The organism is Bacillus sp. EKM501B (assembly GCF_011800505.1).
In the GTDB taxonomy this organism is placed as follows: Bacteria; Bacillota; Bacilli; order Bacillales; family Bacillaceae_G; genus Bacillus_A; species Bacillus_A cereus.
The window spans coordinates 508,449-533,840 of record NZ_JAALFZ010000001.1 but is presented as its reverse complement, the minus strand read 5'-3'; the positions used below and the strand labels follow the sequence as shown (position 1 = coordinate 533,840).

The window sequence follows — 25,392 nt, the reverse complement described above, 5'->3', positions numbered from 1 at the left end:
ATGAAGTTATTAGAACAAATTGAAAAGTGGGCTGCAGAAACGCCTGATCAAACCGCTTTTGTTTGGCGAGATGCGAAAATTACGTACAAACAATTAAAGGAAGATTCTGATGCGTTGGCACATTGGATTTCTTCTGAGTATCCAGACGATCGTTCACCAATTATGGTGTATGGCCATATGCAACCTGAAATGATTGTTAACTTTTTAGGATGTGTAAAAGCTGGACATGCTTACATTCCTGTAGATTTATCTATCCCAGCTGATCGTGTACAACGTATTGCTGAAAATTCTGGTGCGAAATTACTTTTATCGGCAACAGCAGTAACTGTAACTGATTTACCAGTTCGCATCGTAAGTGAAGACAACTTAAAAGATATTTTCTTTACTCATAAAGGGAACACTCCAAATCCTGAACATGCGGTAAAAGGTGATGAGAACTTCTACATTATTTACACATCAGGAAGCACAGGTAATCCGAAAGGGGTTCAGATTACTTATAACTGCCTTGTTAGCTTTACAAAATGGGCTGTAGAAGATTTCAACTTACAAACAGGGCAAGTATTCTTAAATCAAGCACCTTTCTCATTCGATTTATCTGTAATGGATATTTACCCATCATTAGTAACAGGTGGTACACTTTGGGCAATCGATAAAGATATGATTGCGCGTCCAAAAGACTTGTTTGCTTCTTTAGAGCAATCGGATATTCAAGTATGGACTTCGACACCTTCTTTCGCTGAAATGTGTTTAATGGAAGCATCCTTCTCTGAAAGTATGCTACCGAACATGAAAACATTCTTATTCTGCGGTGAAGTGTTACCAAATGAAGTGGCTAGAAAATTAATTGAGCGTTTCCCAAAAGCAACAATTATGAATACTTACGGTCCAACAGAAGCTACTGTCGCTGTAACAGGTATTCACGTTACAGAAGAAGTGCTTAATCAATACAAATCACTTCCAGTTGGCTATTGTAAATCAGACTGTCGCCTTCTTATTATGAAAGAAGATGGCACGATTGCACCTGATGGTGAAAAAGGTGAAATCGTAATTGTCGGTCCAAGCGTAAGCGTTGGATATTTAGGAAGCCCTGAATTAACAGAAAAAGCATTTACTATGATTGACGGTGAGCGCGCCTATAAAACAGGCGATGCTGGCTATGTTGAAAATGGTCTTCTATTCTATAATGGTCGTCTTGATTTCCAAATTAAGTTGCATGGTTATCGAATGGAATTAGAAGAAATTGAGCATCACCTTCGTGCGTGTTCTTACGTAGAAGGAGCAGTTATCGTTCCAATTAAAAAAGGTGAGAAATACGATTATTTATTAGCGGTTGTTGTTCCTGGGGAGCATTCGTTTGAAAAAGAATTCAAATTAACATCTGCAATCAAAAAAGAACTCAATGAGCGATTACCAAACTACATGATTCCACGTAAATTCATGTATCAATCTTCTATTCCAATGACACCAAATGGAAAGGTAGATCGCAAAAAATTATTGAGTGAGGTTACAGCATGACCGCATATGGATCATTTTATTTTTTCGCTATAGTGGGCATTTTATTAATACCTACTATCATAGCTGGATTAAAAGGTAAAATGTTGCGTAAATATAATGCCGTTTTAACATTAGTCATGCTTGCTATTATCTTCTCAGATAAACCAAAGCAAGCAATGATGTTAGCCGCATTTATTATTTGGCAATATGCCCTAATTAAAGGCTATTTAATTTTAAGAAAACAAAATAATAGTACATTCACATTTTGCATAGCTGTTATTTTATCGATTTTGCCTCTTATTTTGGCAAAAATCGCACCATTTGCATCGTTACTACCTGAGTTAAAACTTGTTGTTTTTCTAGGTATATCTTACGTAACATTCAGAGCAGTTCAAATGGTATTTGAAGTTCGTGATGGTTTAATTAAAGAGCTTTCTTTCTTTAACTTCTGGGAATTCGTTTTATTTTTCCCTGCGATTTCAACAGGACCTATCGATCGTTACCGTAGATTCCAAAAAGATATTCAAAAGCCACCTAGCGCTGAAGAATATCAAAATTTACTATATACAGGACTAAATCGTATTTTCCAAGGTTTCTTGTATAAATTTATTATTGCTTACTTAATAAAGCAATATTGTATGGATCCAGCATTCGCTCAACACGATACAATCTTTTCAAATATGATTTACATGTATAGCTATAGCTTATATCTATTCTTTGATTTTGCTGGTTATAGCTCTTTTGTAATTGGTGTAAGTTATATGATGGGAATTAAAACGCCAGAAAACTTTAATAAGCCATTCCTTAGTCGTAATATTAAAGACTTCTGGAACCGCTGGCACATGAGTTTATCATTCTGGTTCCGTGACTTCATCTACATGCGTTTCGTATTTTTTGCAACGAAGAAAAAGTTAATTAAGAACCGTTACACAATTTCGTATATCGGTGCATTTTTAAACTTCTTCATTATGGGAATTTGGCATATCCAAGGAAGCGCTGTTGCGCAGTATATTATTTATGGTCTATATCATGCCGCACTGTTTATTTTATTCGATATTTTCGAACGAAAAAACAAGAAGCATAAATTTTGGCCAAACAATAAATTCACACGCATCCTTGCGATTGTAATTACGTTCCACATTGTATGTTTCGGTTTCCTAATCTTCTCTGGACACCTTAACAGATACTTTTAATGCACCCTTCTTATTCCATTAAGAAGTTGCACATATAATAATTTCGGATATAAAGGAGATTTTAAAAATGGCAGAATTCAAAGAGCAAGTATTAGATATTTTAGAAGAAGTATGTGAAAACGATATTGTGAAAGAAAACTTAGATGTTCAATTATTTGAAGAAGGTATTCTTGATTCTTTTGCTGTAGTATCTTTATTAGTTGAATTCCAAGAGCGTTTAGATATTGAAGTTTCTATTTCTGATTTTGACCGTGACGAGTGGGCTACACCAAACATGGTTATTAAAAAGTTGGAAGAAATCCGATGAACAAAGCAAAATTTGGTCCGATGCTTTTAGCATTGGCCCTTTTTGCTGTATTCTTACTTATTCCAACGCGCTTCCTACTTCCACTTTTAAGTGATGAAAAAGTAGAACAAGCTGCTACTTCTTTAAAAGAAGAAAAAATTCAAAGTATGATTTTACAGCAAAAGATGTTAGCAGATCCAAAATATCTTCCGATGTACGGTTCATCGGAATTCGCACGTATGGATGCTTTCCATCCATCTAATTATTTTAAAGTAAAGCCTGAAGGATTTACGCCATTCCTTCTTGGACGCGGCGGAACACAAGACCTTGTACATGTGTTAAACTTCGCATCTACAATGGATCAATTGAAAGATAAGAAAATGGTATTCGTTCTTTCTCCGCAATGGTTTGTACCACAAGGTATTGATGAAACGCACTTTGCACCTAACTTTTCAAAACAACAAGGTTACCACTTCATTTTCAACAATGATTTAAAACCTGAAATGAAAAAACAAATTGCAAAGCGTTTATTAAACTTTGAGATTGTAAAAAAAGAAACTTTATTAAAAATCTCGCTTGAAGGCATCGCTTATGATGATACGAAGTATAAAGTAAAAGCACTTGCTGCTAAACCTTTCGCTTATATTTACCGTAACATTTTAGATCGTAAAGATTTATTTACAGCTATGTTTAATATTAAACCGCATAAAGAAAAGCTTGACCCTTCATTAAAACAAATGAACTGGGATGAAGCTCGTAAACATGCAGATCAAACAGGTGCAGCAGAATCTGGATCTAATGAATATGGTATCGAAGATGGTTACTTCAATAGCAAAATCAAGAAGAAATTAAAGCAACGTGAAGGCTACTTAAAAAATGATGCTTATGATCAATCGCCAGAATATGAAGATTTACAAATTGTACTTGATTTATTAAAACAATCTGGTGCAAAACCACTCTTCATTTCTGTTCCTGTAAAAGGTCCTTGGTACGACTACGCTGGCTTCCCGAAAGAACGCCGCGAAGCATACTATAAGAAAGTTCATGAGCAAATTGAAAAAGCTGGTTATCCAATTGCTGACTTCTCAAATCATGAATACGATAAATACTTCTTAAAAGATCATATGCACTTAGGTTGGAAAGGCTGGGTTTACATCGACGAAGCCATCCAACAATTTTATAAAGCAAACTAATGAAAAGACCGCTTGAATTACTCAAGTGGTCTTTTTGTATATATTTTGTAATTGTTCGATTGCATTCTCTGCTTCTTTCATAACTCGCTCCACTACATGCTGAGCTGATTCGATTCGAGCTAATGATGCTGCCTGTCCTGCCCAAAGTGACATATATTCTTCCTTATTTTGCTTCGCTGCCTCTTGGCGTATTTTAGAAGTTAATACGTTTTGCACTGGATACATCGGTAGCCCTTCTTCTTTTCCTTCATGTCTCTCTATAAATTCATTCCGAATACCCCGCGCATATTTCCCAGAAAACGCACGAGTTACAGTTGTGCTCGTATCTGTACTATGTAAAACCGCTTCTTTATACACATCGTGCGTAATACTCTCTTCACTTGTTAAAAAGGCCGATCCCATTTGAACACCTTCTGCTCCTAGTGCCAATGCCGCAACAAGCCCTTGTCCGTTCATTACACCACCTGCTGCGACAATTGGGATATGCGGAATAACCCCTACTAACTGAGGTATCAACGCAAAAGTACCAATCATAGCATCTCGTTCTTTCCCAATAAACGTTCCTCTATGCCCTCCGGCTTCGCTTCCTTGCCCGACAATAATATCTACTCCTAGCTCGGCAAGTACTTTCGCTTCCTTCACATGGGTAGCTGTTCCGATAACTTTTATTTCACTTCTTTTTAAATCATTTATTTCTTCTTTTTCTAACGTTTGAAATGCAAAGCTAACGACCGGTACTTTTTCATCTAATAGCACTTGTAATTGTTCCTTATAGCTTTTTGGAAGCTTTAACGTTCCTTCTACTTCTATACCCAATTCTCTATTCACTCCGCTTAGTAATACTTTCGCCTCATTTACCTTCTCTTCTTCTATTTCTATCTCTTTCGTTACAAGTAAATTAACACCGAACGGCTTATCTGTTAGTTCTCTTATTCTATAAATCGCTTCACGAATTTGTTCTGGGCTCATATAGCCCGCTCCAAGCGTCCCTAATCCTCCGCTATTACTTACTGCTGCAACAAGTTCTGGCGTCGTAATCGCGCCTGCCATACCGGCTTGAACAACGGGATACTCAATTTTTAATATGTCTGTTACTCGACTTGTAAACATCATTTTCCCTCCTATTTCCCTTATATCTTCTTTATTTGATAAGCTTTCCCCTGCTTTTGCAAGGGTTGAACTTCATATGAAGCGAATATATTGAAAGAGAAGGAGGCTGAGCTTAATGATTTATCCAAATGCATTAAAACAAGGTGATACAGTAATGATCATTGCACCATCTGGTCCACCTACAATCGAAAATGTATTACAAGGTGTGAATGTATTACAAGAGATGGGGGTATCCGTAATAATCGGGAAGAGCGTTTACGAGAAATATGGATTTTTAGCCGGAAGTGATCAAGTTCGGCTTGACGATATACATGAAGCATTTACAAATAATGAAGTGAAGGCCGTTTTCTGTGCACGAGGTGGTTACGGAAGTGCTCGTCTCCTCCCTCACATTCAATATGAAATCATTCGGCAAAACCCTAAAATCTTTTGGGGATATAGCGATATTACAGCTTTACATACTGCTGTTTCACGTTATGCAAAGCTTATAACATTTCATGGTCCGATGATTGAAGAACTAGGAAAAGGTATTGATTCCCTATCTTTATCCTCTTTCAATCAGCTATTCCATCCGTATTCAACCATTTTATCTGCATCAGAATGTATCGTATCTAGCTCTCACAGTACAGTTACAAGTACGTTAGTTGGAGGAAATTTAGCTGTGTTGACAAGTATAATTGGCTCGCCCTATGAGATAAATACGGACAATACACTTTTATTACTTGAAGACATTGGTGAAGAACCGTACCGCATTGACCGTATGTTAAATCAGCTACTTTTATCTGGAAAGTTTAATGAATGCAGGGGCGTTATTTTCACAAGTTGTCACGACTGTACTCCTTCAAAGCCATCTCAATCATTGCAAGCAATATTATATGAATATTTCGCACCATATCATATACCGGTCCTATTCGGTTTACCAATTGGACATATAAGTCCAAACATCGGTATTCCACTTGGAGCTACAGCGACAATAAACACGAATAATAAAACAGTCTCTATTTCTTCCGGTATAGCCACTCCATATTCAAATTAAAAAGGAAAAGCGATTACGCTTTTCCTTTTACTTATAATAATTAAAAATTCGTCCAGATGCGATATCTGCAATTTCTTCTGGAATAAATGTTTTACTTATATCAGTACCAACATTTAATACAGCTGTAGCATCTTTCTCAATGCTACCAAATAACTCTTTCCCACGTATCGTAATAAGGGGCGTTCCTTCTGGCAACACATCTTTTACAAATTCCATTTGTGTAAAGAACGGAACGATCCATCTACCTTCTCCTTGGAAATGACGCAAACGAAGTATTCCCTCTGTTGCCCCGTCCTCTGCTTCTAGTGAACCAGCAACATAAAACTCAGTAGATAAGAGCAATTCATAAAATTCCTTTTGCTTCTGTTTATCATCCCCTGCTACAACAAGTACCTCTTCTAATTTCTTTACTGAAATTTGCTCCATATGATGCCACCCCTATTTTCAAAATGATTGTACTTAGATTATACGAAATATTCTTATTTTTTTCTACATAATTTGCAATTATTTTCTTAAAATAATTTTAATACTTCTTTTGTCGTCACAATCGTAGCAAACTCTTCATGTAAATTTACAAGTGTCATATTGTGAATATCTTCTGCACTATACTCCTTACCATCTAAACCTTTACGGTTAAAAGTAGCCGTTGCATCACTCACTAAATATGTTGTAAATCCTAAATTCCCTGCCATTCGTGTCGTAGTTTCCACACAGTGATTTGTCGTTAATCCTACAATCACTACTGCATTACATTTGTTCTTTCTTAATTGTTCTTCTAAATTTGTCCCAATGAACGCGCTGTTAACGAATTTCTGAATAACCACTTCACCAAGTAGTGGTTGCACTTCTTCTTTAAAGTTTACCGTTTCCGCTCTCTCATAAAACATTGACTGAGCATTTTCTTTATTTACATGTTGAATATGAAAAACTGGTCGTTTCCTTTTTCTCCATTCTTCTAACAAAATTCTCATGTTTTCTTCAGCAAAAATATTATTTCTCTCGCCCCAATCTGGTAATTGAAATGCCTTTTGTACATCGATTATGATAAGTGCTATTTGATTTGTCATCATTTCCCCCTTAATTTGGCTGTAATTGAAATAGAAAACCAAGTTGTTGTGACGCAGTAATAAAGCAAACATAGGCGCAAAGCTCTACAATTTCTTTTTCTGTCCAATATTGTTTTAATACGTGAAACATAGTATCATCTATTGCTTTTCGGTCATGAACAAATGTATGCGCAAAAGTAACAGCTACACCAATCTCCTCTGCCCTTTGCACATCATCAGGTCTTCCCTTTGCCATACAGTACGGACATTCATTCCCATACGCTAATGTTCTTCTCACTTGCTCCTTCAACTCTGCTGAAAGAGTTCCTTTATTGTACAGTGTATCTTCTAACGTAATCCACGAATGTAATATATCCGAATTATGCCCTAATAACTTTTGAAACTTTGTATCTCCTACATTTGATAATGAAATTCTCTCCATTATTTCCCCTCCTATTTCCTTCTGTTTTATTGTAAAATAAATAACGTTCACTTTACATTTCATATGAATCTTAATTTATATTTTTCCTTTACAAAAATCATTATTTTACTGGAGGTATATTTACAAATGCAACTAGACCGTGTTGATCGAAAAATTTTAAATGAATTATATAATGATAGTCGCCTTTCTATGCGTGAATTGGCGAAACGAGTAAACTTATCTGCTCCGTCTACTTCAGAACGTGTTCGTAAGCTCGAAAGCGAAGGGGTTATTCAAAAATACACAATCGATATTGATTATAAAAAGGCAGGACTCGTTTTAGATTGTATTTTAGAAATCACTTTAAAAAATGGTGATACAACACGTATGCAACAGTTTATTCAGTCTTATCCATCTGCAAGTTTTTGTTACCGAGTAACAGGAAGCTTATGCTACATTGTAAAAATTTCTGTTCCTTCACTCGTCGAACTGGAAGAATTTATCAATGATGTTTCTTCATATGCAACGACCGTTTCTCATATCGTATTATCAGAAGTATCTCTTACTCCTGATATTGAACATATCTTCCCAGAAGATTAATTTATTTTTATTCATAAAATATAAAAAAACCCCTTACAATAAGAATAAAAATAATATATTATGTATTAAAATACATAAAGTTCGAGAAAGGGGCTTTACATTGAAAATCTGGTTTTATGAAAAAACGGCACAATTAGATGACTTGCTTGGTATTTGGGACAATGTTCCGACCATCCCGCGAATTGGTGAAAAAGTGGAGATTTTAAAGACGGTCCGCACTGTTACAGATATTAAATATGTAAAGAACGGTAATAATTTTCGTGTGGAAATTATTACAAATTAAAAAGTAGCTCTTAAGGAGCTACTTTTTAATTATCTATTATGTGCTTTCTTTATAACGATTTTATCTTCTTCTACAGATACTGTTACATAATCATTTTCTTCTAACCGAAGCTTATTTACAGCCTCATCTGGTAACTCTATGGCCATCAATCTATCGGTTACGATCACTTGACTATACACTTCATTTTCTTGTGATGAACTCACTACTTTTTGCTCATTTATAAAACGTACTGGTGGCACGCCAACTTCTTTTACTGTACGCCATTGTTTCCAAACATAAGGAATTAACCAAAGTAATCCAACAACTGTAAGACCGATACCAATCCATAAATTACTTTGCGCTTGTAATTCAGTAATTGAGATTGTACCACTTTCTTCTCCACCGAAAAATTGCATACTTGTTGCAATCAAATTATTTAGAGCGTGCACAGCTATATTCGTCCATATATTTTTTGTCTTTATGTATAAAAGACACATAACGACACCAAACATGAACGCACCAATAACATCAAAATGTCCTAAGCCAAAAATAATTGAAGATATAATTACAGCTTTTTTAATTCCCCATTTATAAGCCATTCGCTGTAAGAAAAATCCCCTAAAAATAACCTCTTCCATAATAGGTGCTAACACACATGCTGAAATGAAAGTAAATATCGTCATATATACGTTACTCGTATTAATAACATTTCCGTCTTCTAGCATAGTAACTAAGAAATTCGGTAACGTATGTGCTAATATGTAAAATTGAATCTGAGATATGCCAACTGAAAAAATCATCCCCATTATCGTTGCTAATATAATTAATCCCCAAGGTAAACGTCCTGGCTTATTAAAAAAACTGTTAAATACAATATTATTTTTATTTGTTTTTACGTATAGCCAAAGTAACGGAAATACAAAAAATACAGTTATTTGTGAAATAACCTCCATCGTATTCTCAGAAACATTTGCTAGACCTAATGGGATCATTATAAGGAGCACCCCTATAATCATCCATCCAAAAAAGCTACGTAGCCTTATACGTGAAAATGCATAGTGCATATAGAACACCCCCAAAGATAGTAAAAATACAATAAAACTTTAATCAGTACTTTATAGGCAATCCTTTCCCTATAAATAGCAGGATAATTAAATTATAATATGAATATAGTTGAAATTCTTCCTATTTTTCTCAAATCATTTCAAACAGCATATCTCTTAAAATACCATATCGCTGTTCTTCAAGTTGCAATCTAAGTGAATTTTATGTAATAAAAATCCCCGTTTTTACAAGCGGGGATTTCTTTTATTATAATACGTCACGTTTTTGGAATAATGCACTTGATGCTACAAGTAACACAACAAAGTATGCAGCTACAAGTAATAATGAAGTTGTAAATGTAAATTCTGTAAATGTTGGTTCTACTCCGCCACTAATTAATTTATTGCTATCGTAAGCTCTTAAATCCAAATGGCTAAATACTACAAACTTCGCTACACCTTTTGCAAACATCATTAATACCATGTTAATTGTACCTTGTAAGAATAATAGAAACATCGTAATAATTATTGGTAATACAGACTTTCTAAACACGTTTGCTAAGAAAAATGCAAGTGTTGCAAAGAAAAATGGTGATAACAGCTGATATACAATTGTTTTTAAAGCAATTCCTAACGTTAATTCAGTTTTACTACCGTCCATTACAATTATACCAATAATCATAGCAATTAACGTACTAGCAAATACGATAAATAACATCGTTAATAATACTGTAATATATTTAGAAAATAAAATTGTCATTCGTTTTCTTGGACGAATTAATAATTGCTTAATCGTTCCTTTTTGGAATTCATCTGTAATTGTACGAGAAGCTATTGTAATTCCAAAGATCGTTGTGAATATCATAATTAAGCCGATATTTGAACTTGCAAAATCTAAGTAAGATCCACTTAAGCTACCAGCGTCGCCCCATTTCGCCAATACTACTGTTCCTAAAATCTCTAATAAAGCAATGACACCAATTAAAATATACATACCTTTTTTCGCATGCAACTTTAAAAATTCATTTTGAATTAATTTAAACATTACGCTTTCACTCCCCCAGTAATCGCTAAGAACTCATCCTCTAACGTTTTATTTTGAACAGTAACGCCATATACAAGCACATCAGCATGAACAAGTTTTTTTACAAGTTGCGGAATGTTGTCTTTTGTTACAGATGCTACAATTACATTCCCTTTTGCTTTACCTTTAATGATTTCATTTGCTTTCTGAACTTCATCTACTTCAAACGCTACAACGACTGCCTCATCATGTTTCACTTTTTCATGTAAGTTGTACTCTTGTACAAACTCACCTTGTTTAATAATAACGACGCGATCACACATTAATTCAATTTCACTCAATAAGTGACTTGATACGATTACAGCAATATTCTCTTCTTTCGCTAAACGTTGTAAATAATCACGAATTTGGCGAATACCAGCTGGATCTAGTCCATTTGTCGGCTCATCTAAAATTAAGATTTTCGGCTGATGAAGTAATGCCTGTGCAATTCCTAAACGTTGTTTCATACCAAGTGAATATGTTTTCACCTTTTTATGAATCGCATGCTCTAATTCAACAAGCTTTACAATCTCAGCAATCCGCTCTTTACTAATTGGTGTAATGGCCATATTCGCAAAATGCTTTAAGTTTTGCATTCCTGTCATATAATCATATAGTTCAGGATTTTCTACAATCGCTCCAATTTGCTCTAGTGCCTTTTCACGCTCCGAGCGAATACTATGTCCACAAATTGTAATATCGCCCTCTGTCATTGAAATAAGACCTGTCATCATACGGATCGTCGTCGTCTTACCGCTACCATTCGGTCCAAGGAATCCGTATACTTCTCCTTCACGAACCTCAAATGATAAACCACGAATAATTTCCGTTCCACCAATCCTTTTTCGAACATTCTCTAACTTTACTACTACGTTTCCCAATGCTGATTCCTCCTTTAGACTTCTAGTTTTTTATCGATAATGTGACCTGTAACTACTAGTAATATAATTGTTAATAAACAATTAAAAAATAGATTTAAAATTGTAACCTCTGTACCAGAATAAAATGATGTATTTAAAAAACCATTTTGATCTATAAATCCAATATTATTTATAGCAAACACATACTTTTCTATTTGCTGAAAAATATACGTTATTCCTCCATTAAATGCGGTAAAAATGACGAATAAAACTAAACAAGCAACTTTATTCATCGATGATTTCACATTGAATAGTTTTACAATTACTATAATAAAATAAATAGAAACTAGCATATTAAGAAAATCTAGTCCCCATAAGAAAATAGATAATATATGATGTAATATTCCATAATTATATAAACTGTGTATTGCTTGCTGAATACCTAAATTAGTTTTTCCATTGTAAATATTTAAAGAAAAATAGTATAGAAAAATGATTCCTATTCCTAGTAAAATCATAAAGAGTAGTACACAGAATAAAATATTTGCACATATATACTTTTTTGCTGAAATAGAAGTATAACGTAGCATAGAGTTTTTTAACATTTTCCGAAAAGACGATATACCTGTTAAAAGAATTGCAAATCCATTTATACCTAGTACGATAAAGAATATAATAATAATTATATCTTGCCTACCTGAAATTCTAACTCCTGAAACTCCTTTCATATTAAATAAAAGAATGAATGAAACTGTAATAAAACCAAAGTAAATAATGGCTATCTTTCTCTTATTACAATTATACAGATAACGAAAAAGCTGACTCATTTCTCATAGGCCTCCTTAAACAGCTCATGTACTGCTTTACCCTTTTGAAATCGTAGTTCTTCCACATTTTCATGCAATATTATTTCTCCATCTTTCAAAAAGATTACTTCATCGAATATATTTTCGATTTCTCTTATTAAATGAGTCGATATAAGTAGCGTACAATCTTCACGATAAAATTTAAGTATTAGCTCAAGTACATGTTCTCTAGAAACAAGATCAATCCCGCCCAACGGCTCATCCAGTACGTATAGCTTCACTTTTCGAGAAAACGTTAAAATAATCTGCAGCTTCTCAACCATACCTTTTGACAATGCTGTAATTTTTTCTTCTAACGGTATTTTAAATTCTGCAATCGTATCTACCGCTTTTTGAATATCGAAGTCTTTATAAAAATCTCGGTAAAAAAATAAAGCATCTTTTACAGTCATCCAATCATCAAAGACTGGCTTATCGGACATAAATGAAACGATTTCTTTCGTCTGTAATCCTACCTTTTTACCGTCTATTGTAATACTACCTTCAGAAGGGTGTTGCAAGCCTGCAATCATTTTCAATAACGTCGTTTTCCCGCTCCCGTTATCTCCAACAAGCCCAACGATTTTCCCTTCCGTAATCTCTATGTTTAATTCACGGATCACTGCTTTTAATCCGTATCTCTTCCATAAGTTTTCTATTTTCAATAGCTCTGTCATTGGCTCTCCTCCCTCTTATCATGTAATGAAGAACGAAGAATTGTAAGAATTTCTTCTTCTGAAAAACCTAAATTGTCCATTCCATCTATAAAAGAATGAAGTAATTCTTTCGCCATCTCTTTTCGCAGCTCCATAATTTTCTCCCCTTCATTCGTTACATACCGTCCCATTCCTCTACGTGTTACAACAACTCCATCCCGTTCTAGCTCTTGAAATGTACGCTGAATCGTATTTGGATTCACTTGTAATTCACTCGCTAATTCACGGACAGAGGGAATTTTATCACCAGGCAATAAATGTCCTGTTACGATTTCTTTTTTTATGTATTCCATTACCTGAATGTAAATTGGTGTATTTGGAGAAAACTCTATTTTCATTTCTTCCCTCCTTTTGTATCGGTGTACTAGTTAAATAATACACTGATACAAAAGGTTTGTAAATACCCATTTAATTACAAAAAAGTTCTATCCGTTAACCGAATAGAACTTCCCAAATATAAATTGCTATACAAAAATAATAGTGTTATGTAAACAAAATTATAAAGAAAAGCTGTCTTATCAATCAATAAGACAGCTTTTCTTTATAATCCTATATTAAAAGTTAAACACGAAGTCATCGTCAGCTAACTTTTCAACGTTCGTTGCTTTTACGTAACCATTTCCTTTTACAGAGAAGAAATCATGGTTTTTCGTATCTGTACGTAAACCATTTAAAACGATTGGGTTAATTTCTTCTTCTTCAAACTTTGGCTCAAGTCCTAAGTTCATAAGCCCTTTATTCGCATTGTAACGAACGAAACGATTTACATCTTCTACAAGACCGATAGAAGTGTAAATTTCTTCTGTATAGGCCATTTCAATTTCATATAGTTCCATTAATAACTCTTGTGTTTCTTTTTGCACTTCTTGTTGCTCTTCTGCAGAAAGTTCTGCGAAGATTTGTTGTGCTAAAATACCGACGAATACGCCGTGAATTGACTCATCACGAATTATCAAGTTGATAATCTCACCACTTGCTGTTAGTTTTCCTTGACCAGCTAAGTAAAGCGGATAGAAGAATCCACTATAGAATAAATAACTTTCTAAGAACACACTTGCTACCATTGCCATGTATAACTCTTTTTTCGTTACTTCAGGCTTTAGCAAACGACGATAGTAACCAGTAATAATACCGGCCTTTTTCTCAAGTAATGGATGAGTATCTACCCATTCAAAAATATCATCAATTTCTTCTTCAGTAGCTAACGTTGTAAAGATATGACTGTAACTCTTCGCATGTACTTCTTCCATAGCACCCATGAAAGCTAATACACTTTTCGCTTGTAAATTTTCAAGATGAACAAGTACAAGAGGCATACCTTCGCCGCCTTGTTTCGTATCTAAAAGTGTTAAACCACCTAATACACGCTTATAAGCAATCTGCTCTTCTTTTGATAATTGTGCCCAAGTATTTTTGTCAGAAGATACCGCGATTTCCTCTTCTGTCCAAAACTGAGCGATATTTTGCTTCCAAAACATTAAACTAAAATCATCTTCTTTTTTGTTCCAGTTTACCGCACGCATTAAATCGCCCCTTCTCTAAATATGATAACTAAGCATGAGCAGGGTTCAGAAAACCCTGCTCATCATGTCTCACTTTTTATATTAAACGGTACAAGCCACACACTCTTCCACGCTTAATTTACGTGTTCTCGTATAATACAGACTCTTTAAGCCTTTTTTATGTGCATAGATGTAGTAACGTGCTAATTCACGTGTTGAAATATCACTATTAACGTAAAGAATTGTACTAATTCCTTGGTCAATATGTTCTTGAATTTCTGCGATTAAATCAATTAATTTAAACTGATTCATATCGTAAGAAGATTTATAGTACCAGAACGTATCTTTTGATAAATACGGCATTGGATAATATGTTGTCGCATTCGCATATGTTCTTGATTCGATTTGACTTACGATCGGCATTACGCTTGAAGTTGCATTTTGAACGTAACTGATTGATTGTGTTGGAGCAATGGCAAGACGATATGAGTTGTATAAACCATTCTTCTGCACTTGCTCTTTTAAACTTGTCCAATCTTCTTTTGTCGGAATATGAATTCCTTCAAATAGTTGCTGAACTTTTTCAGTTACAGGACTGTAATCTGTCGTTTCATACTTTTCGAAGTATGTGCCATTCGCATAATCAGATTTATCGAAGTCTTTAAATGTCTCGCCTTTTTCTGTAGCGATTTCCATACTTTTCTCAATAGAATAGTAATTTAACATCATAAAGAATGTACGAGCGAATTCTTTCGCTTCTGCACTTTCATAAGCGATTTTATTTTTTGCTAAATATCCGTGTAAGTTCATTGCTCCAAGTCCAACTGAATGAAGCTCGTCATTTGCTTTTTTCACAGTTGGTGCATTCGGAATAATCGTCATATCAGAAACAGCTGTTAAAGCTTCCATTCCCGCATGAACTGCTTCACGAATTTCTTTATTTTCCATTACGTTTACGATATTTAACGATCCTAAGTTACAGTTAATATCACGACGGATAATGTCATCTGTACCGTAATCATTTATTTCTGAAGTTTCTTGAAGCTGGAAGATTTCTGTACATAAGTTCGACATCTTCACAGTTCCAATATCCTTCAATGGATGTTGATTATTTGCATTTGATTTAAACATTAAGTATGGGTAACCAGACTCAAGCTGAATCATAGCGATTTTAATAAGCATATCACGTGCACTAATATCTAGTGGCTTCTTCTTCACTTTCGGATTGCTCATTAATTCATCGTACATTTCATCAATGTCAATATCATCTAAATGCTTGCCATATTCTTTATAAACCGTATAAGGCGCGAAAACATGGAAAGGTTCGTTTTTCTCAGCAAGCTCAAAGAACTTACTTGGAACGATAATTCCGATTGATAGAGACTGAATACGGCTCTTCTCATCGGCATTTATTTTTTTTGTATCAAGGAATTCAATAATATCCCAATGGAAAATGTTTAAATATACTGCACCGGCACCTTTTCGTTGGCCAAGCTGATTCGCATATGAAAACGAATCTTCAAGCAATTTCATAACAGGTACTACGCCACTTGCAGCGTTGTCGATACCTTTAATTTGCTCACCACGTGCGCGTAGCTTAGATAAGTTTAAAGCTACTCCCCCGCCGATTTTTGATAATTGCATCGCAGTATTAATGTTAAAGCCAATTGAATTTAAGCTATCATCCATCTCTAACAAGAAACAAGACACCATTTCTCCTCTTCTGCTTCTTCCCGCATTTAAAAAGGTTGGTGTCGCTGGTTGGTAGTTTTGTTTTACAATCATGCTTGCGAATTGTCTTGCTTTCGAAACATCACCGCGTCCTAAGTATAATGAAACAATTGCTACACGATCTTCATAGCTTTCTAAGTATTGTTTTTGATCATTCGTTTTTAACGCATAATCTTTGTAGAACTTAGATGCTGCCATATAAGATTGGAACTCGAAGTTTTCACCATAAGCGATGTTATATACTTCCTCTACTTCCTCCAAGCTATACTCGTCCAGAACGTTGTAATAGTAATCATGTTCTTTCATATACTCCATTCGCTCTGCCACGCTATTAAAAGGAACGGTATTCTCTCTAGCTTCTTCCATAAAGACTTCTAATGCCTCTTTATCTTTATGAAGCTGATAAAAACCGTCCTGCATTTGCGTGATTTCATTATTCAGTTCAATGTGTCGCAATCTCCCGCACCCTTTCCTTAAAATATTCTACATCGTTATTTGTTCCAGATAACTCAAATTTTGATACAATAGGCACTTCATATTTAGTAGAAATCTTGTCAGCACTTGCACCGAACATGTCTCCCCAGTTACGATTGCCGCTTGCAGATACGCCTTTTAATTTTTCATTATTGCGCTCTAAAAAGTCTAAAACACGTTCTGGTACATTTCCAAAACCTGTTGTATACGTAATAAGAATAAAGTCTTCATCTATTACTAGATCTTCATCAATTTGAACGGCCGGCATATTTAATTTGTGAATGAAACGCTTCACGTTTCCTGTCATAGAATCATATGCAACTAACATTTCCGACCCTCCCTCTCAAATCTATATTCTCTATATGTTGTTCTTGATTTCTCTATATATTGTATTACGTTTCAAAATAAGACACAAGATATATGTATAAATTCTTTCTTTTTTTAACTTTTACTTTTCGACATGATAGCCGTTTTTTTTCAATACAATGACTATGAAACAACATTCTAAAACTCATGTCAATAAAGTGCTTTTCAAAAAAGTTGTCAACGAATTTAACCTTATTTTTAAAAAAGTTAACAATATATTTTGTCATAAAACGGTAGATGCTGAAGAAATATATTTCTCCAGCATCACGCAAAAAAGAACAGATATGAAACTATAATCTGCTCTAAAAAACGATTACATTTATCAAATTTACCTTATTAAATATATTATACATATACTTTCGTTTTTCGTTACATACTAAAAGATAACTATTATAGAAAAAGATTATTATTATGGAACTTCAATTTATTTATGAAAAGTTTATTCAGAGTACTCAATGCGCAAAATATCTTTTACAAATATATGATGTGGATTTTCATCTTTATCAAGCATTGTACATACAGGAGCCTCTTCATCAAAGTATACAATCAGTCCTTCTACGTACTGATATGTATGTTGAACTTGTACAGTTACTTTAATTTCTATTGCTTCTTCATATGCTCTTTTTATTTTCTGAAGCATTTTTGCTGAACATTTTCGTTTCTCTGGATACATAACCATTCCCATAAATCGATTGCCGGCTCTATCTTTCCACATATAATCCCAATGTGGTAAAATGCCTTGTTTAAAATCGCCCATAATTCCCCTCTCCTTTATCTTTTATTTATCCCGCATGAAACGTCCGTTTGGTGAAGGCTACTAATCAGTGAGAGATGCCCTGCTGATCAAAATTCTCCTTTATGAACGTGGCGTTTCTGAATATGTATAAATCACTTGCCCGCCTCGCTGTGCGTTACCAATGAAATGCTTAAAGTCTTCTCTATTTACAACAACTTCTCTGAACGTATAAAATACATCTTTCGTAACAACATACTCCTTTATTTCACCATTTTTTAGCTGATCTAAAATTGTATTTGCTAATTCTTTATCCATGTATTTCACCTCTCTGCAATATTTTATTTTATCTTATATTCTATAGGTCAACAACTGTAAATTTATCCCGCTATTTGCAGGTAGTCCGATTGGTGTTGACTACTAATCAGTCGTAGAATGAACAAAAAATCTTACTGATTAACGTTTCACTTTATCTCGTTGTTATGCCATGATTTTATTTTCGTTATTTCGCAAACAATATTGTTTTACTATATGTCCACTAAATATCATATACTAACATAGCTACTTCTCTATATCAAACATTTCGGCATTCAATTATGCAAAGTTCCATACCACTATGCTACAATATACAAATAGAACTAGGAGGGATACTATGATTCGGAAAGCAAAAAAGACAGATGCAATGGCAATAGCTCCTTTATTGTATAATGCTCTGCATGAAATTGCTGAAAAAATCACAGGTAGCACAGTTGAAGCAGAAGTATTACTAGGACTTGAGACATGGTTCTCAAAAGAAAATAACCGTCTGAGCTACGAAAACTGTTTTGTCTATGAACAAGACGAGAGTGCAGTTGGAATTATTGTCGCTTATCACGGTAGTGAAGCAACACAGCTTGACGCACCAATTGTATATCACTTAAGAGCATTACATAAAGATGAATCAATTACGTTAGAAAAAGAAGCTGAGCTTGATGAGTATTACATTGATACATTATCAGTTTCAAGTGCACACGGCGGAAAAGGTATAGGTTCTAAATTAATTGAAGCTGCCGAAATCTATGCAACTGAAAAAGGGCATAAAAAAATCGCTTTACTTGTTAATTTAGAAAACAAACGCGCCTATTCACTATACGAAAAGTTAGGTTATAAAAAAGATGAAATTGTTATGCTAGTAGGGGAACCTTATGCTCATCTCGTAAAACCATTAAACGTCAAAATTTCTATATCTTAAAAAGAAAGCACACGATTTATATAAATCGTGTGCTTTTATGTTAAATTTGTATTTAATATATTTCCATCCATCGCCTCGTGAAACGTATATGTTGTACATCCCCATGGCTCTCTGTGCAAAATAGGAGAACCAGACCATCCCATCGCTCTCAGTTCGGCACCAATCATTACATTCACATAATTATGACCTACAAGAGCTATACTTCCATGTACGAGAGCATAACGATGTAACAGGTAAGCCGCTTGCCTTACCCTCTCTCTTACTTCCTTATAAGACTCAACATCTTTATGGTAGCCAAGTATCCATAATGTTCGTCCAATGAACATCCATACCTTAATTGTGCATTTCAACCACTTCGGAGCAAAAAAGCATGAAGGAACTTCAGCTTCTCTAAAAAGAGAATTTTGCATAAAAGATAAAGAATCCGTCAATTCAGCTGCTGATTGTACAGCACGCCTTTGATCACTTGTTAAGACAAATTTCGCTGCTTCAATTGCCTCTATTGTTTCTATCGGCATTTTAGCTTTTTGTATCATTGACTCGGAATCATACTGTTTCATCCATTCGTGAAATGAATTAATTGTCATCGGTTCTCTTATACGACTTAAACAACCATGACGAATAAAAGAAATCTTCATTCTTTTCACTCTCCATTCATCACTTATGAACTCTATTATGCACTAGTTCTAAACATCATACCACGCAAGAAAATAAAGTTATATACCTTTACATCTCCCCACCACTATCATGTGTTATCGAAGCATGGATACCATCCATCCCATCAAAATATGTACTCGTATCATATTGACGAATCTTTTTTAAATGCATATAAGAAAATAAAAATAAAATTAAAGCTATAACACTCCCCACAAATTCAAACATCATTTTACCGCCTCTAATTTCTCCCACTTCAGCAGGTTATTCTACTTTTTCATTATACCTCGATATAAAGATTCTCGCATTTTTGCTATTTTTTCTAAAAAACATGGATTTTCTACATATTTTCTTACAAAAAGTGAATATTTTTCGAATTTTTACTTTGGAAACATTTACAAAGTAGGAAATATGGTTCAAAATAGGAGGAAATAAAAAAACCCAAATTTATTCTTTTTTTGGGAAAACTGTAACAAGGAGAGTTGCTTATGCAGATCGCAGAAACTGGAGATATCATCGAATTTAAAGGTGGAATGCAAGGCCGTGTTCAAAAAGTAAATCAAAACTCTGTTATTGTTGATATAACAATTATGAAGAATTTTAGAGAACTAGATATGGAACCTCTTACAGTTGTAAGTCATAAAAACTATACTGTCATTAATCAAAATGCATAATATAATAGAAAGAAAGGGCCTGTATACTATACAGGCCCTTTCTTTCTATTAACGATTATCAATTGTTTCCGGATATAGATCGTGGTTCATCATGCGGTAGTCAGCCATTTGTTCATACTTCGTACCTGGGCGCCCGTAGTTGCAGTATGGATCAATTGAAATGCCACCACGTGGTGTGAATTTCCCCCATACCTCAATATAACGCGGATCCATTAATTTAATTAAATCGTTCATAATAACGTTCATGCAATCTTCGTGGAAATCACCATGATTGCGGAAACTAAATAAATACAACTTTAAAGATTTACTCTCTACCATTTTTTGCTCTGGAATATAGCTAATATAAATTGTTGCAAAATCTGGTTGTCCTGTTTTCGGGCATAAACTTGTAAATTCAGGACAATTGAATTTTACAAAATAATCACGGTTTGGATGATTATTATCAAATACCTCTAATATTTCTGGGCTATATTCAAATAAATATTTTGTATTTTGATTCCCTAGTAATGTTACATCTTTTAAATCTTCATCTAATCTTCCTGTCATTTTAAACATCCCTTCTCGTTATACGCCGCGCTTATTTCCCCATACTAACGCATGAAGCTGAGGCAATACTTTTGCATCATTCATCTCTTTACAATTTACAGCTTTATCAATCAGCCATTCATACTTATCTAATAATTTTTTTATAAGCATCGCATCATCCACTGTTTTTGTATCATCGTTTCCTACTTGTAAGAAAAATGGTACCTTTGGATAACGTTCGTGCATCTTAACTGCATATTCAAAATCATGATCATCGAATACTACTACTTTTAAACTAATATCTTTTCCTGCTAGTTTCTGAATAATAGCATCTAACTTATGAAAATCTGTTTTCATCGTTGAACTTGGTGGTTTTGGAGAAATTGTTACCTCATCAATTTGAAGTAACCAATCTTGCCATTTACTCCCTTGCGTTTCAATTGCCGTTCGCATTCCATTTTCTTTTAATATAGAAAGAAGAAACTCAATATTTTTCAGTAATGCCGGATTTCCACCTGAAATCGTAACATGTGAAAAATTTTCTCCTCCAATTGCAACAAGCTCATCCCAAATATCTTCTGGTGTCATCTGTCTAATTTGATCTTTAGCTGATCCATCCCACGTAAAAGCAGAATCACACCAAGCACAGCTATAATCACAACCAGCTGTACGGATAAACATTGTTTTTTGCCCTACAACCATTCCTTCACCTTGAATAGTCGGACCGAATATTTCTAAGACAGGGATTTTACTCATCAAGCATCCACTCCCGTCTTACTTCCGCATAACTAGTCGGCGTCTCAAATAGACGAACAAATTCAACGCGAGCTCCTTTATATTCGTTCACTCGATTCTCTTTTGTTAGTGCTTCTGCCATCTTTTCATAAATCCAAACGACCATATTTTCAGCAGTCGTATTCATTGCAGGTAACGTTTCGTTTAAATAACGATGATCTAGATAAATTTCGATTTCATTTTTCCAAATTTCTTTTATATCTCCAAAGTCAATTGCAAGACCTATTTCATTTACATATCCACTAATTCCAAATACAACTTTATATGTGTGACCGTGTAAGTTTTTACATTTCCCTTCATAACAGTGTAAATGGTGTGCTGCATCAAATGTAAATTCCTTGCTGACCATTACTCTTTTATTATGGTATTTGAGTTGTTTACGCTGAATATCCTTGTCCATTTTTTGCAAATTCTCTACGATGCGAAATCCAAAAAAGTTATCCATTAGTTATTCGCTCCTTCGCGTTCTTGTAGGTACGTATCTAATCCTGCTTTACGAAGTTGACATGCTGGACATTCACCGCAACCATCACCAATGATTCCGTTATAACATGTTAATGTTTTTTCTCGAACAAACTCAAATGCTCCAAGCTCATCTGATAATTTCCATGTTTCAGCCTTATCAATCCACATAAGTGGCGTGTGAATGACAAACGGGTAATCCATAGATAAATTTAAAGTAACATTTAACGATTTCACAAACACGTCACGGCAGTCTGGATAACCACTGAAATCAGTTTCACATACACCCGTTACAATATGACGTGCTCCAACTTGTTTTGCTAATACAGCAGCAAATGATAAGAAGAGTAAATTTCGTCCATCTACAAATGTCGATGGCAATTCACCTTCTTCATGTGTAATCTCCATATCCGTTCTGGTTAACGCATTTGGAGCAAGTTGATTTAATAGACTCATATCTAGTACCGTATGCTTTATTCCTAGTTCTTTTGCAATTTCCGCTGCACAATCAATTTCTAGCTTATGACGTTGATTGTAATTAAACGTTACAGCTTCTACCTCTGCAAACTGCTCTATTGCCCAAAATAAACATGTCGTACTATCTTGTCCTCCACTAAAAACAACAACTGCTTTTTCTTTTTTCATTTCACTCATTCTCCTTCTCTACTATAAATAAGAAGAAAGAACGTTCTTGAACTGTCACAATAAAAAAACAAAACAATACCTAAGGATATTGTTGTTTCCATAGTTTTTTATAGAGGGAGTTCGCGAACCTCTCCCGCGCGATGCACGGAATTTCTTCTTTCATTGACACAGCTTATTGTAACATATTGTATACTAGCGTAAAAATTTCTGATTTTTCCGCTATTTATTATTTCATTTCTTTCATTTTATAGTATGATTAATTTAATCTAAGAAGAGAGGAGGCATCCCACTGAAATCCTTTATTATTTATCTCTTTTTAAATATATTATTCATCCTGATTACAATGCTCGTATATCATTTATTTTGGAATCAAAAAGGGAAACGCTCTCCTAAATTAAATTCAGCTATATTCATTGTACTCTGTTGCCTTGCTACCGTACTCTGTATTACATTTGCAGCAAAAACAAATAATGGTTTTCAATTTGATATGCGCCATATTGTATTAATTGTCGGTACATTAACGGGAGGGCCTATTGCTGGTGGTTCTATCTTAGTTGTATTAAACATATATCGCTTATTATTAGGTGGGGTAGGTGTTTTCCCATCTCTTATCGGTTCTGTTCTTCTATTTATTGTTCTATTATTAACATATAAATTTTTCAATCGAACTTCTAATCGTGTAAAAATAACACTTGCTATTATCTACAGTCTCACATACGGATTTAGTTGGATACCCTTCTTCCTTTCAAAGGTTACAAATAAGACTGATTATATACCGCATATTATTGTGTATGAATTATGTTCAATGCTTGGTACGATTCTAATTCTATATTTACTACACATATTACAAACTCAAGTTCGTCTCCAAAACGAACTTATAAATGCTGAAAAGTTTCATTTAATTGGTGAAATGGCAGCGTCTATCTCTCATGAAATTCGCAATCCATTAACTTCAACGAAAGGTTTTTTACAACTGTTACAATCAGATACATGCACTGAGCAGGAACGAAAATTATATATCGACATTGCCATTAATGGCATCGAACAAGCAAATCATGTTCTTACAGATTATTTAACCTTTGCTAAACCAAGCATTGAAAAAGAACAAACATTACAGTTAGAAGAAGAATTACTACATGCATTGTCGTTAATTACACCGCTTGCTAATTTAACAAATGTACGTACTCATTATATAAAGCAAAGCACTTCTTTTTTTATCGTTGGTGAAAAGCAAAAACTAAATCAATGTTTATTAAATATTTTAAAAAATTGCATTGAGGCTATGCCAAAAGGCGGTGATCTTTATTTCACATTAATTCCTGATCATAAGCATATTCAGTTATATATAAAAGATACAGGAGTCGGTATGGATTCAGAACAAGTAAAACGTCTTGGCTCTCCTTTTTATTCAACGAAAGAAAAAGGTACTGGACTTGGAATGATGGTCGTATTCAGTGTTGTTCAAGCTATGAATGGAAAAATTGATATTATAAGTGAAAAAGGAATCGGTACAACCTTTTTATTAACTTTTCCACTCATACAAAAAACGTGATGAAATACTCATCACGTTTTTTCTGTTCCTTCAACTAATTCAGCAAAAGCTTTCACTTTTCCGTGCGGTTGTTGATTTTCTTTACGTGCTTTCCAGGCGCGCTCTTCTTCTCGCTTCTTCTTAGACATGTTTTTTCAACTCCTTCTTTTCTTTCTCCATGTAGTATTCCAAAATAAGAAAGAAAACTATGCACGTATCAAAAAAGAAGTGGTTTCCCACTTCTTCCACTTTAGCGTTGCAAAATTGCATGTTTCGCCTCTTTTAACTGCGTAAGATGTCTTTGTTCATGCAAATCAAGAAATTGAACCCATTGATACAAATTCAGATCATTAAAAACAGGATGCTTTAATCCATTTTCAAATAAATCTTTTTCATCTATAACACTATGAAGCGCGTGTAATAGTTCTTGGCGTGAATGTTCTAGTAATTGAATTCCTTGCTGTTTTTTCATTAAAGTTTCTGTTGGTTGCATTTGCTGAGGAGCTTCTCGTTTATGTGTGCGATCAAGCGTAAGTTGGAGGTCTTTAAATGGAGTCATGTTTCTTTCCTTTTTTTGTAAAGCATATACAAGGGCAGACGTGACAGATTGTTCAACTAAATGCAAGTGGTGTAAAATTTGAATAATGCTCCATTTATCACGGCGTGGCTTTACATTCACTTCTGTGTCATTTAACATTTCAATTTCTGATAATAGCGTGCTTCGAGTAGACTGTAATGAGTTTACTAAACTTTCTAAACTTACATCCATATTAGATTGAAGCATACTTGTTCCCCCCTTTTGTTTGTGAAAAGAGGTGCTCCTTATTAGAAACACCTCTTTAGTATTCTGAATTTTCTTTTATTATCTCATCATTTTCCCATTATGTCGATGTTAAAC

General features: G+C 34.3%; 33 protein-coding genes and 1 riboswitch. Of the genes, 10 read left to right on the top strand and 23 right to left on the bottom strand.

What is annotated here, in order from left to right:
- The 4 genes from dltA to dltD all read left to right on the top strand — a co-directional run bounded on the left by dltA (position 1) and on the right by dltD (position 4,166).
- A complete protein-coding gene (gene dltA, locus HFD78_RS02785; RefSeq protein ID WP_000770512.1) occupies positions 1-1,515 on the top strand; it encodes a D-alanine--poly(phosphoribitol) ligase subunit DltA in 1,515 nt (504 codons plus the stop codon).
- Positions 1,512-2,687: a D-alanyl-lipoteichoic acid biosynthesis protein DltB gene (gene dltB, locus HFD78_RS02780; protein ID WP_000127953.1), complete on the top strand. Its 1,176-nt coding sequence runs from the start codon at positions 1,512-1,514 to the stop codon at positions 2,685-2,687. The genes dltA and dltB overlap by 4 nt, the downstream gene beginning before the upstream one ends.
- Positions 2,688-2,754: 67 nt before the next feature.
- Complete coding sequence (gene dltC / locus HFD78_RS02775) at positions 2,755-2,994, top strand: D-alanine--poly(phosphoribitol) ligase subunit DltC (RefSeq protein ID WP_000807310.1); 240 nt, start codon at positions 2,755-2,757, stop codon at positions 2,992-2,994.
- Positions 2,991-4,166 (top strand): D-alanyl-lipoteichoic acid biosynthesis protein DltD, encoded by a 1,176-nt coding sequence (gene dltD, locus HFD78_RS02770; protein ID WP_001030266.1) that lies wholly within the window; start codon positions 2,991-2,993, stop codon positions 4,164-4,166. The genes dltC and dltD overlap by 4 nt, the downstream gene beginning before the upstream one ends.
- 21 nt (positions 4,167-4,187) lie before the next feature.
- Here dltD and HFD78_RS02765 read toward each other — a convergent pair whose 3' ends face one another.
- On the bottom strand, positions 4,188-5,276 hold the full coding sequence (locus HFD78_RS02765; protein WP_000495276.1) for an NAD(P)H-dependent flavin oxidoreductase: 1,089 nt from the start codon (positions 5,274-5,276) through the stop codon (positions 4,188-4,190).
- 115 nt (positions 5,277-5,391) lie between these two features.
- Here HFD78_RS02765 and HFD78_RS02760 point away from each other — a divergent pair, with 115 nt between their 5' ends.
- Complete coding sequence (locus tag HFD78_RS02760; RefSeq protein ID WP_000640077.1) at positions 5,392-6,312, top strand: S66 peptidase family protein; 921 nt, start codon at positions 5,392-5,394, stop codon at positions 6,310-6,312.
- Between the two features lie 27 nt (positions 6,313-6,339).
- Here HFD78_RS02760 and HFD78_RS02755 read toward each other — a convergent pair whose 3' ends face one another.
- The 3 genes from HFD78_RS02755 to HFD78_RS02745 all read right to left on the bottom strand — a co-directional run bounded on the left by HFD78_RS02755 (position 6,340) and on the right by HFD78_RS02745 (position 7,800).
- On the bottom strand, positions 6,340-6,738 hold the full coding sequence (locus HFD78_RS02755) for an SseB family protein (protein WP_000435265.1): 399 nt from the start codon (positions 6,736-6,738) through the stop codon (positions 6,340-6,342).
- Positions 6,739-6,824: 86 nt separating this feature from the next.
- Positions 6,825-7,379 (bottom strand): cysteine hydrolase family protein, encoded by a 555-nt coding sequence (locus HFD78_RS02750; RefSeq protein WP_000184435.1) that lies wholly within the window; start codon positions 7,377-7,379, stop codon positions 6,825-6,827.
- Positions 7,380-7,389: 10 nt separating this feature from the next.
- Positions 7,390-7,800, bottom strand: coding sequence for a carboxymuconolactone decarboxylase family protein (locus HFD78_RS02745; RefSeq protein ID WP_000439747.1), 411 nt, complete (start codon positions 7,798-7,800; stop codon positions 7,390-7,392).
- Positions 7,801-7,926: 126 nt separating this feature from the next.
- Between HFD78_RS02745 and HFD78_RS02740 the strand changes: the two genes are divergently transcribed.
- Both HFD78_RS02740 and HFD78_RS02735 read left to right on the top strand, forming a co-directional pair.
- Positions 7,927-8,379, top strand: a complete 453-nt coding sequence (locus tag HFD78_RS02740; protein WP_001175505.1) for an Lrp/AsnC family transcriptional regulator — start codon at positions 7,927-7,929, stop codon at positions 8,377-8,379.
- Between the two features lie 100 nt (positions 8,380-8,479).
- Positions 8,480-8,662 (top strand): DUF3913 family protein, encoded by a 183-nt coding sequence (locus tag HFD78_RS02735; protein WP_000707107.1) that lies wholly within the window; start codon positions 8,480-8,482, stop codon positions 8,660-8,662.
- 29 nt (positions 8,663-8,691) lie between these two features.
- On the opposite strand, the gene HFD78_RS02730 is transcribed toward HFD78_RS02735, so the two are convergent.
- From HFD78_RS02730 to HFD78_RS02680, 11 genes are all read right to left on the bottom strand, one after another.
- Positions 8,692-9,705, bottom strand: coding sequence for a CPBP family intramembrane glutamic endopeptidase (locus tag HFD78_RS02730; protein WP_000558817.1), 1,014 nt, complete (start codon positions 9,703-9,705; stop codon positions 8,692-8,694).
- Positions 9,706-9,952: 247 nt separating this feature from the next.
- Complete coding sequence (locus HFD78_RS02725; RefSeq protein WP_000475438.1) at positions 9,953-10,729, bottom strand: ABC transporter permease; 777 nt, start codon at positions 10,727-10,729, stop codon at positions 9,953-9,955.
- Complete coding sequence (locus HFD78_RS02720; RefSeq protein ID WP_000528820.1) at positions 10,729-11,631, bottom strand: ABC transporter ATP-binding protein; 903 nt, start codon at positions 11,629-11,631, stop codon at positions 10,729-10,731. Before HFD78_RS02720 ends, HFD78_RS02725 begins: the two co-directional genes overlap by 1 nt.
- Positions 11,632-11,645: 14 nt before the next feature.
- Positions 11,646-12,437 (bottom strand): hypothetical protein, encoded by a 792-nt coding sequence (locus HFD78_RS02715; protein ID WP_000080438.1) that lies wholly within the window; start codon positions 12,435-12,437, stop codon positions 11,646-11,648.
- Positions 12,434-13,132: an ABC transporter ATP-binding protein gene (locus tag HFD78_RS02710; protein WP_000137748.1), complete on the bottom strand. Its 699-nt coding sequence runs from the start codon at positions 13,130-13,132 to the stop codon at positions 12,434-12,436. The genes HFD78_RS02715 and HFD78_RS02710 overlap by 4 nt, the downstream gene beginning before the upstream one ends.
- Entirely contained in the window at positions 13,129-13,509 is a 381-nt protein-coding gene (locus tag HFD78_RS02705) for a GntR family transcriptional regulator (RefSeq protein WP_000687512.1), read from the bottom strand. The genes HFD78_RS02710 and HFD78_RS02705 overlap by 4 nt, the downstream gene beginning before the upstream one ends.
- 216 nt (positions 13,510-13,725) lie before the next feature.
- On the bottom strand, positions 13,726-14,694 hold the full coding sequence (gene nrdF, locus HFD78_RS02700; protein ID WP_001203012.1) for a class 1b ribonucleoside-diphosphate reductase subunit beta: 969 nt from the start codon (positions 14,692-14,694) through the stop codon (positions 13,726-13,728).
- An 81-nt stretch (positions 14,695-14,775) separates the two neighbouring features.
- Positions 14,776-16,860, bottom strand: coding sequence for a class 1b ribonucleoside-diphosphate reductase subunit alpha (gene nrdE / locus HFD78_RS02695; RefSeq protein WP_001215839.1), 2,085 nt, complete (start codon positions 16,858-16,860; stop codon positions 14,776-14,778).
- Positions 16,847-17,206, bottom strand: coding sequence for a class Ib ribonucleoside-diphosphate reductase assembly flavoprotein NrdI (gene nrdI / locus HFD78_RS02690; RefSeq protein ID WP_000959447.1), 360 nt, complete (start codon positions 17,204-17,206; stop codon positions 16,847-16,849). Before nrdI ends, nrdE begins: the two co-directional genes overlap by 14 nt.
- A 477-nt stretch (positions 17,207-17,683) precedes the next feature.
- Complete coding sequence (locus tag HFD78_RS02685) at positions 17,684-18,001, bottom strand: hypothetical protein (protein WP_000502197.1); 318 nt, start codon at positions 17,999-18,001, stop codon at positions 17,684-17,686.
- Positions 18,002-18,100: 99 nt separating this feature from the next.
- Entirely contained in the window at positions 18,101-18,295 is a 195-nt protein-coding gene (locus tag HFD78_RS02680) for a hypothetical protein (RefSeq protein ID WP_000356684.1), read from the bottom strand.
- Positions 18,296-18,629: 334 nt separating this feature from the next.
- On the opposite strand from HFD78_RS02680, the gene HFD78_RS02675 reads away from it, so the two are divergent.
- Entirely contained in the window at positions 18,630-19,208 is a 579-nt protein-coding gene (locus HFD78_RS02675; RefSeq protein ID WP_000619549.1) for a GNAT family N-acetyltransferase, read from the top strand.
- A gap of 35 nt (positions 19,209-19,243) precedes the next feature.
- Here the strand turns inward: HFD78_RS02675 and HFD78_RS02670 are convergent, their stop codons facing one another.
- Together HFD78_RS02670 and HFD78_RS02665 are read right to left on the bottom strand one after the other, a co-directional pair.
- On the bottom strand, positions 19,244-19,846 hold the full coding sequence (locus HFD78_RS02670; RefSeq protein WP_000703098.1) for a histidine phosphatase family protein: 603 nt from the start codon (positions 19,844-19,846) through the stop codon (positions 19,244-19,246).
- 88 nt (positions 19,847-19,934) lie between these two features.
- Entirely contained in the window at positions 19,935-20,090 is a 156-nt protein-coding gene (locus tag HFD78_RS02665) for a hypothetical protein (RefSeq protein ID WP_000461432.1), read from the bottom strand.
- 260 nt (positions 20,091-20,350) lie between these two features.
- Here HFD78_RS02665 and HFD78_RS02660 point away from each other — a divergent pair, with 260 nt between their 5' ends.
- Entirely contained in the window at positions 20,351-20,536 is a 186-nt protein-coding gene (locus HFD78_RS02660; protein ID WP_001165082.1) for a YkvS family protein, read from the top strand.
- Between the two features lie 48 nt (positions 20,537-20,584).
- Here the strand turns inward: HFD78_RS02660 and queF are convergent, their stop codons facing one another.
- The 4 genes from queF to queC are packed head-to-tail and all read right to left on the bottom strand — an operon-like array spanning position 20,585 to position 22,963.
- Entirely contained in the window at positions 20,585-21,082 is a 498-nt protein-coding gene (gene queF, locus HFD78_RS02655) for a preQ(1) synthase (protein ID WP_001986050.1), read from the bottom strand.
- 18 nt (positions 21,083-21,100) lie between these two features.
- Positions 21,101-21,817, bottom strand: coding sequence for a 7-carboxy-7-deazaguanine synthase QueE (gene queE, locus HFD78_RS02650; protein WP_000036297.1), 717 nt, complete (start codon positions 21,815-21,817; stop codon positions 21,101-21,103).
- On the bottom strand, positions 21,810-22,301 hold the full coding sequence (queD, locus tag HFD78_RS02645) for a 6-carboxytetrahydropterin synthase QueD (RefSeq protein ID WP_000368414.1): 492 nt from the start codon (positions 22,299-22,301) through the stop codon (positions 21,810-21,812). Before queD ends, queE begins: the two co-directional genes overlap by 8 nt.
- Entirely contained in the window at positions 22,301-22,963 is a 663-nt protein-coding gene (gene queC, locus HFD78_RS02640; RefSeq protein WP_000711595.1) for a 7-cyano-7-deazaguanine synthase QueC, read from the bottom strand. The genes queD and queC overlap by 1 nt, the downstream gene beginning before the upstream one ends.
- A 93-nt stretch (positions 22,964-23,056) precedes the next feature.
- Positions 23,057-23,100: riboswitch (PreQ1 riboswitch) on the bottom strand.
- Between the two features lie 206 nt (positions 23,101-23,306).
- Between queC and kinB the strand changes: the two genes are divergently transcribed.
- A complete protein-coding gene (gene kinB, locus HFD78_RS02635; protein ID WP_097862898.1) occupies positions 23,307-24,515 on the top strand; it encodes a sporulation sensor histidine kinase KinB in 1,209 nt (402 codons plus the stop codon).
- A gap of 11 nt (positions 24,516-24,526) precedes the next feature.
- Here the strand turns inward: kinB and HFD78_RS29385 are convergent, their stop codons facing one another.
- Together HFD78_RS29385 and HFD78_RS02630 are read right to left on the bottom strand one after the other, a co-directional pair.
- Positions 24,527-24,643, bottom strand: coding sequence for a DUF6254 family protein (locus HFD78_RS29385; protein ID WP_000038355.1), 117 nt, complete (start codon positions 24,641-24,643; stop codon positions 24,527-24,529).
- A 101-nt stretch (positions 24,644-24,744) separates the two neighbouring features.
- Entirely contained in the window at positions 24,745-25,278 is a 534-nt protein-coding gene (locus tag HFD78_RS02630; protein ID WP_000941970.1) for a DinB family protein, read from the bottom strand.
- Positions 25,279-25,392: the final 114 nt, after the last annotated feature.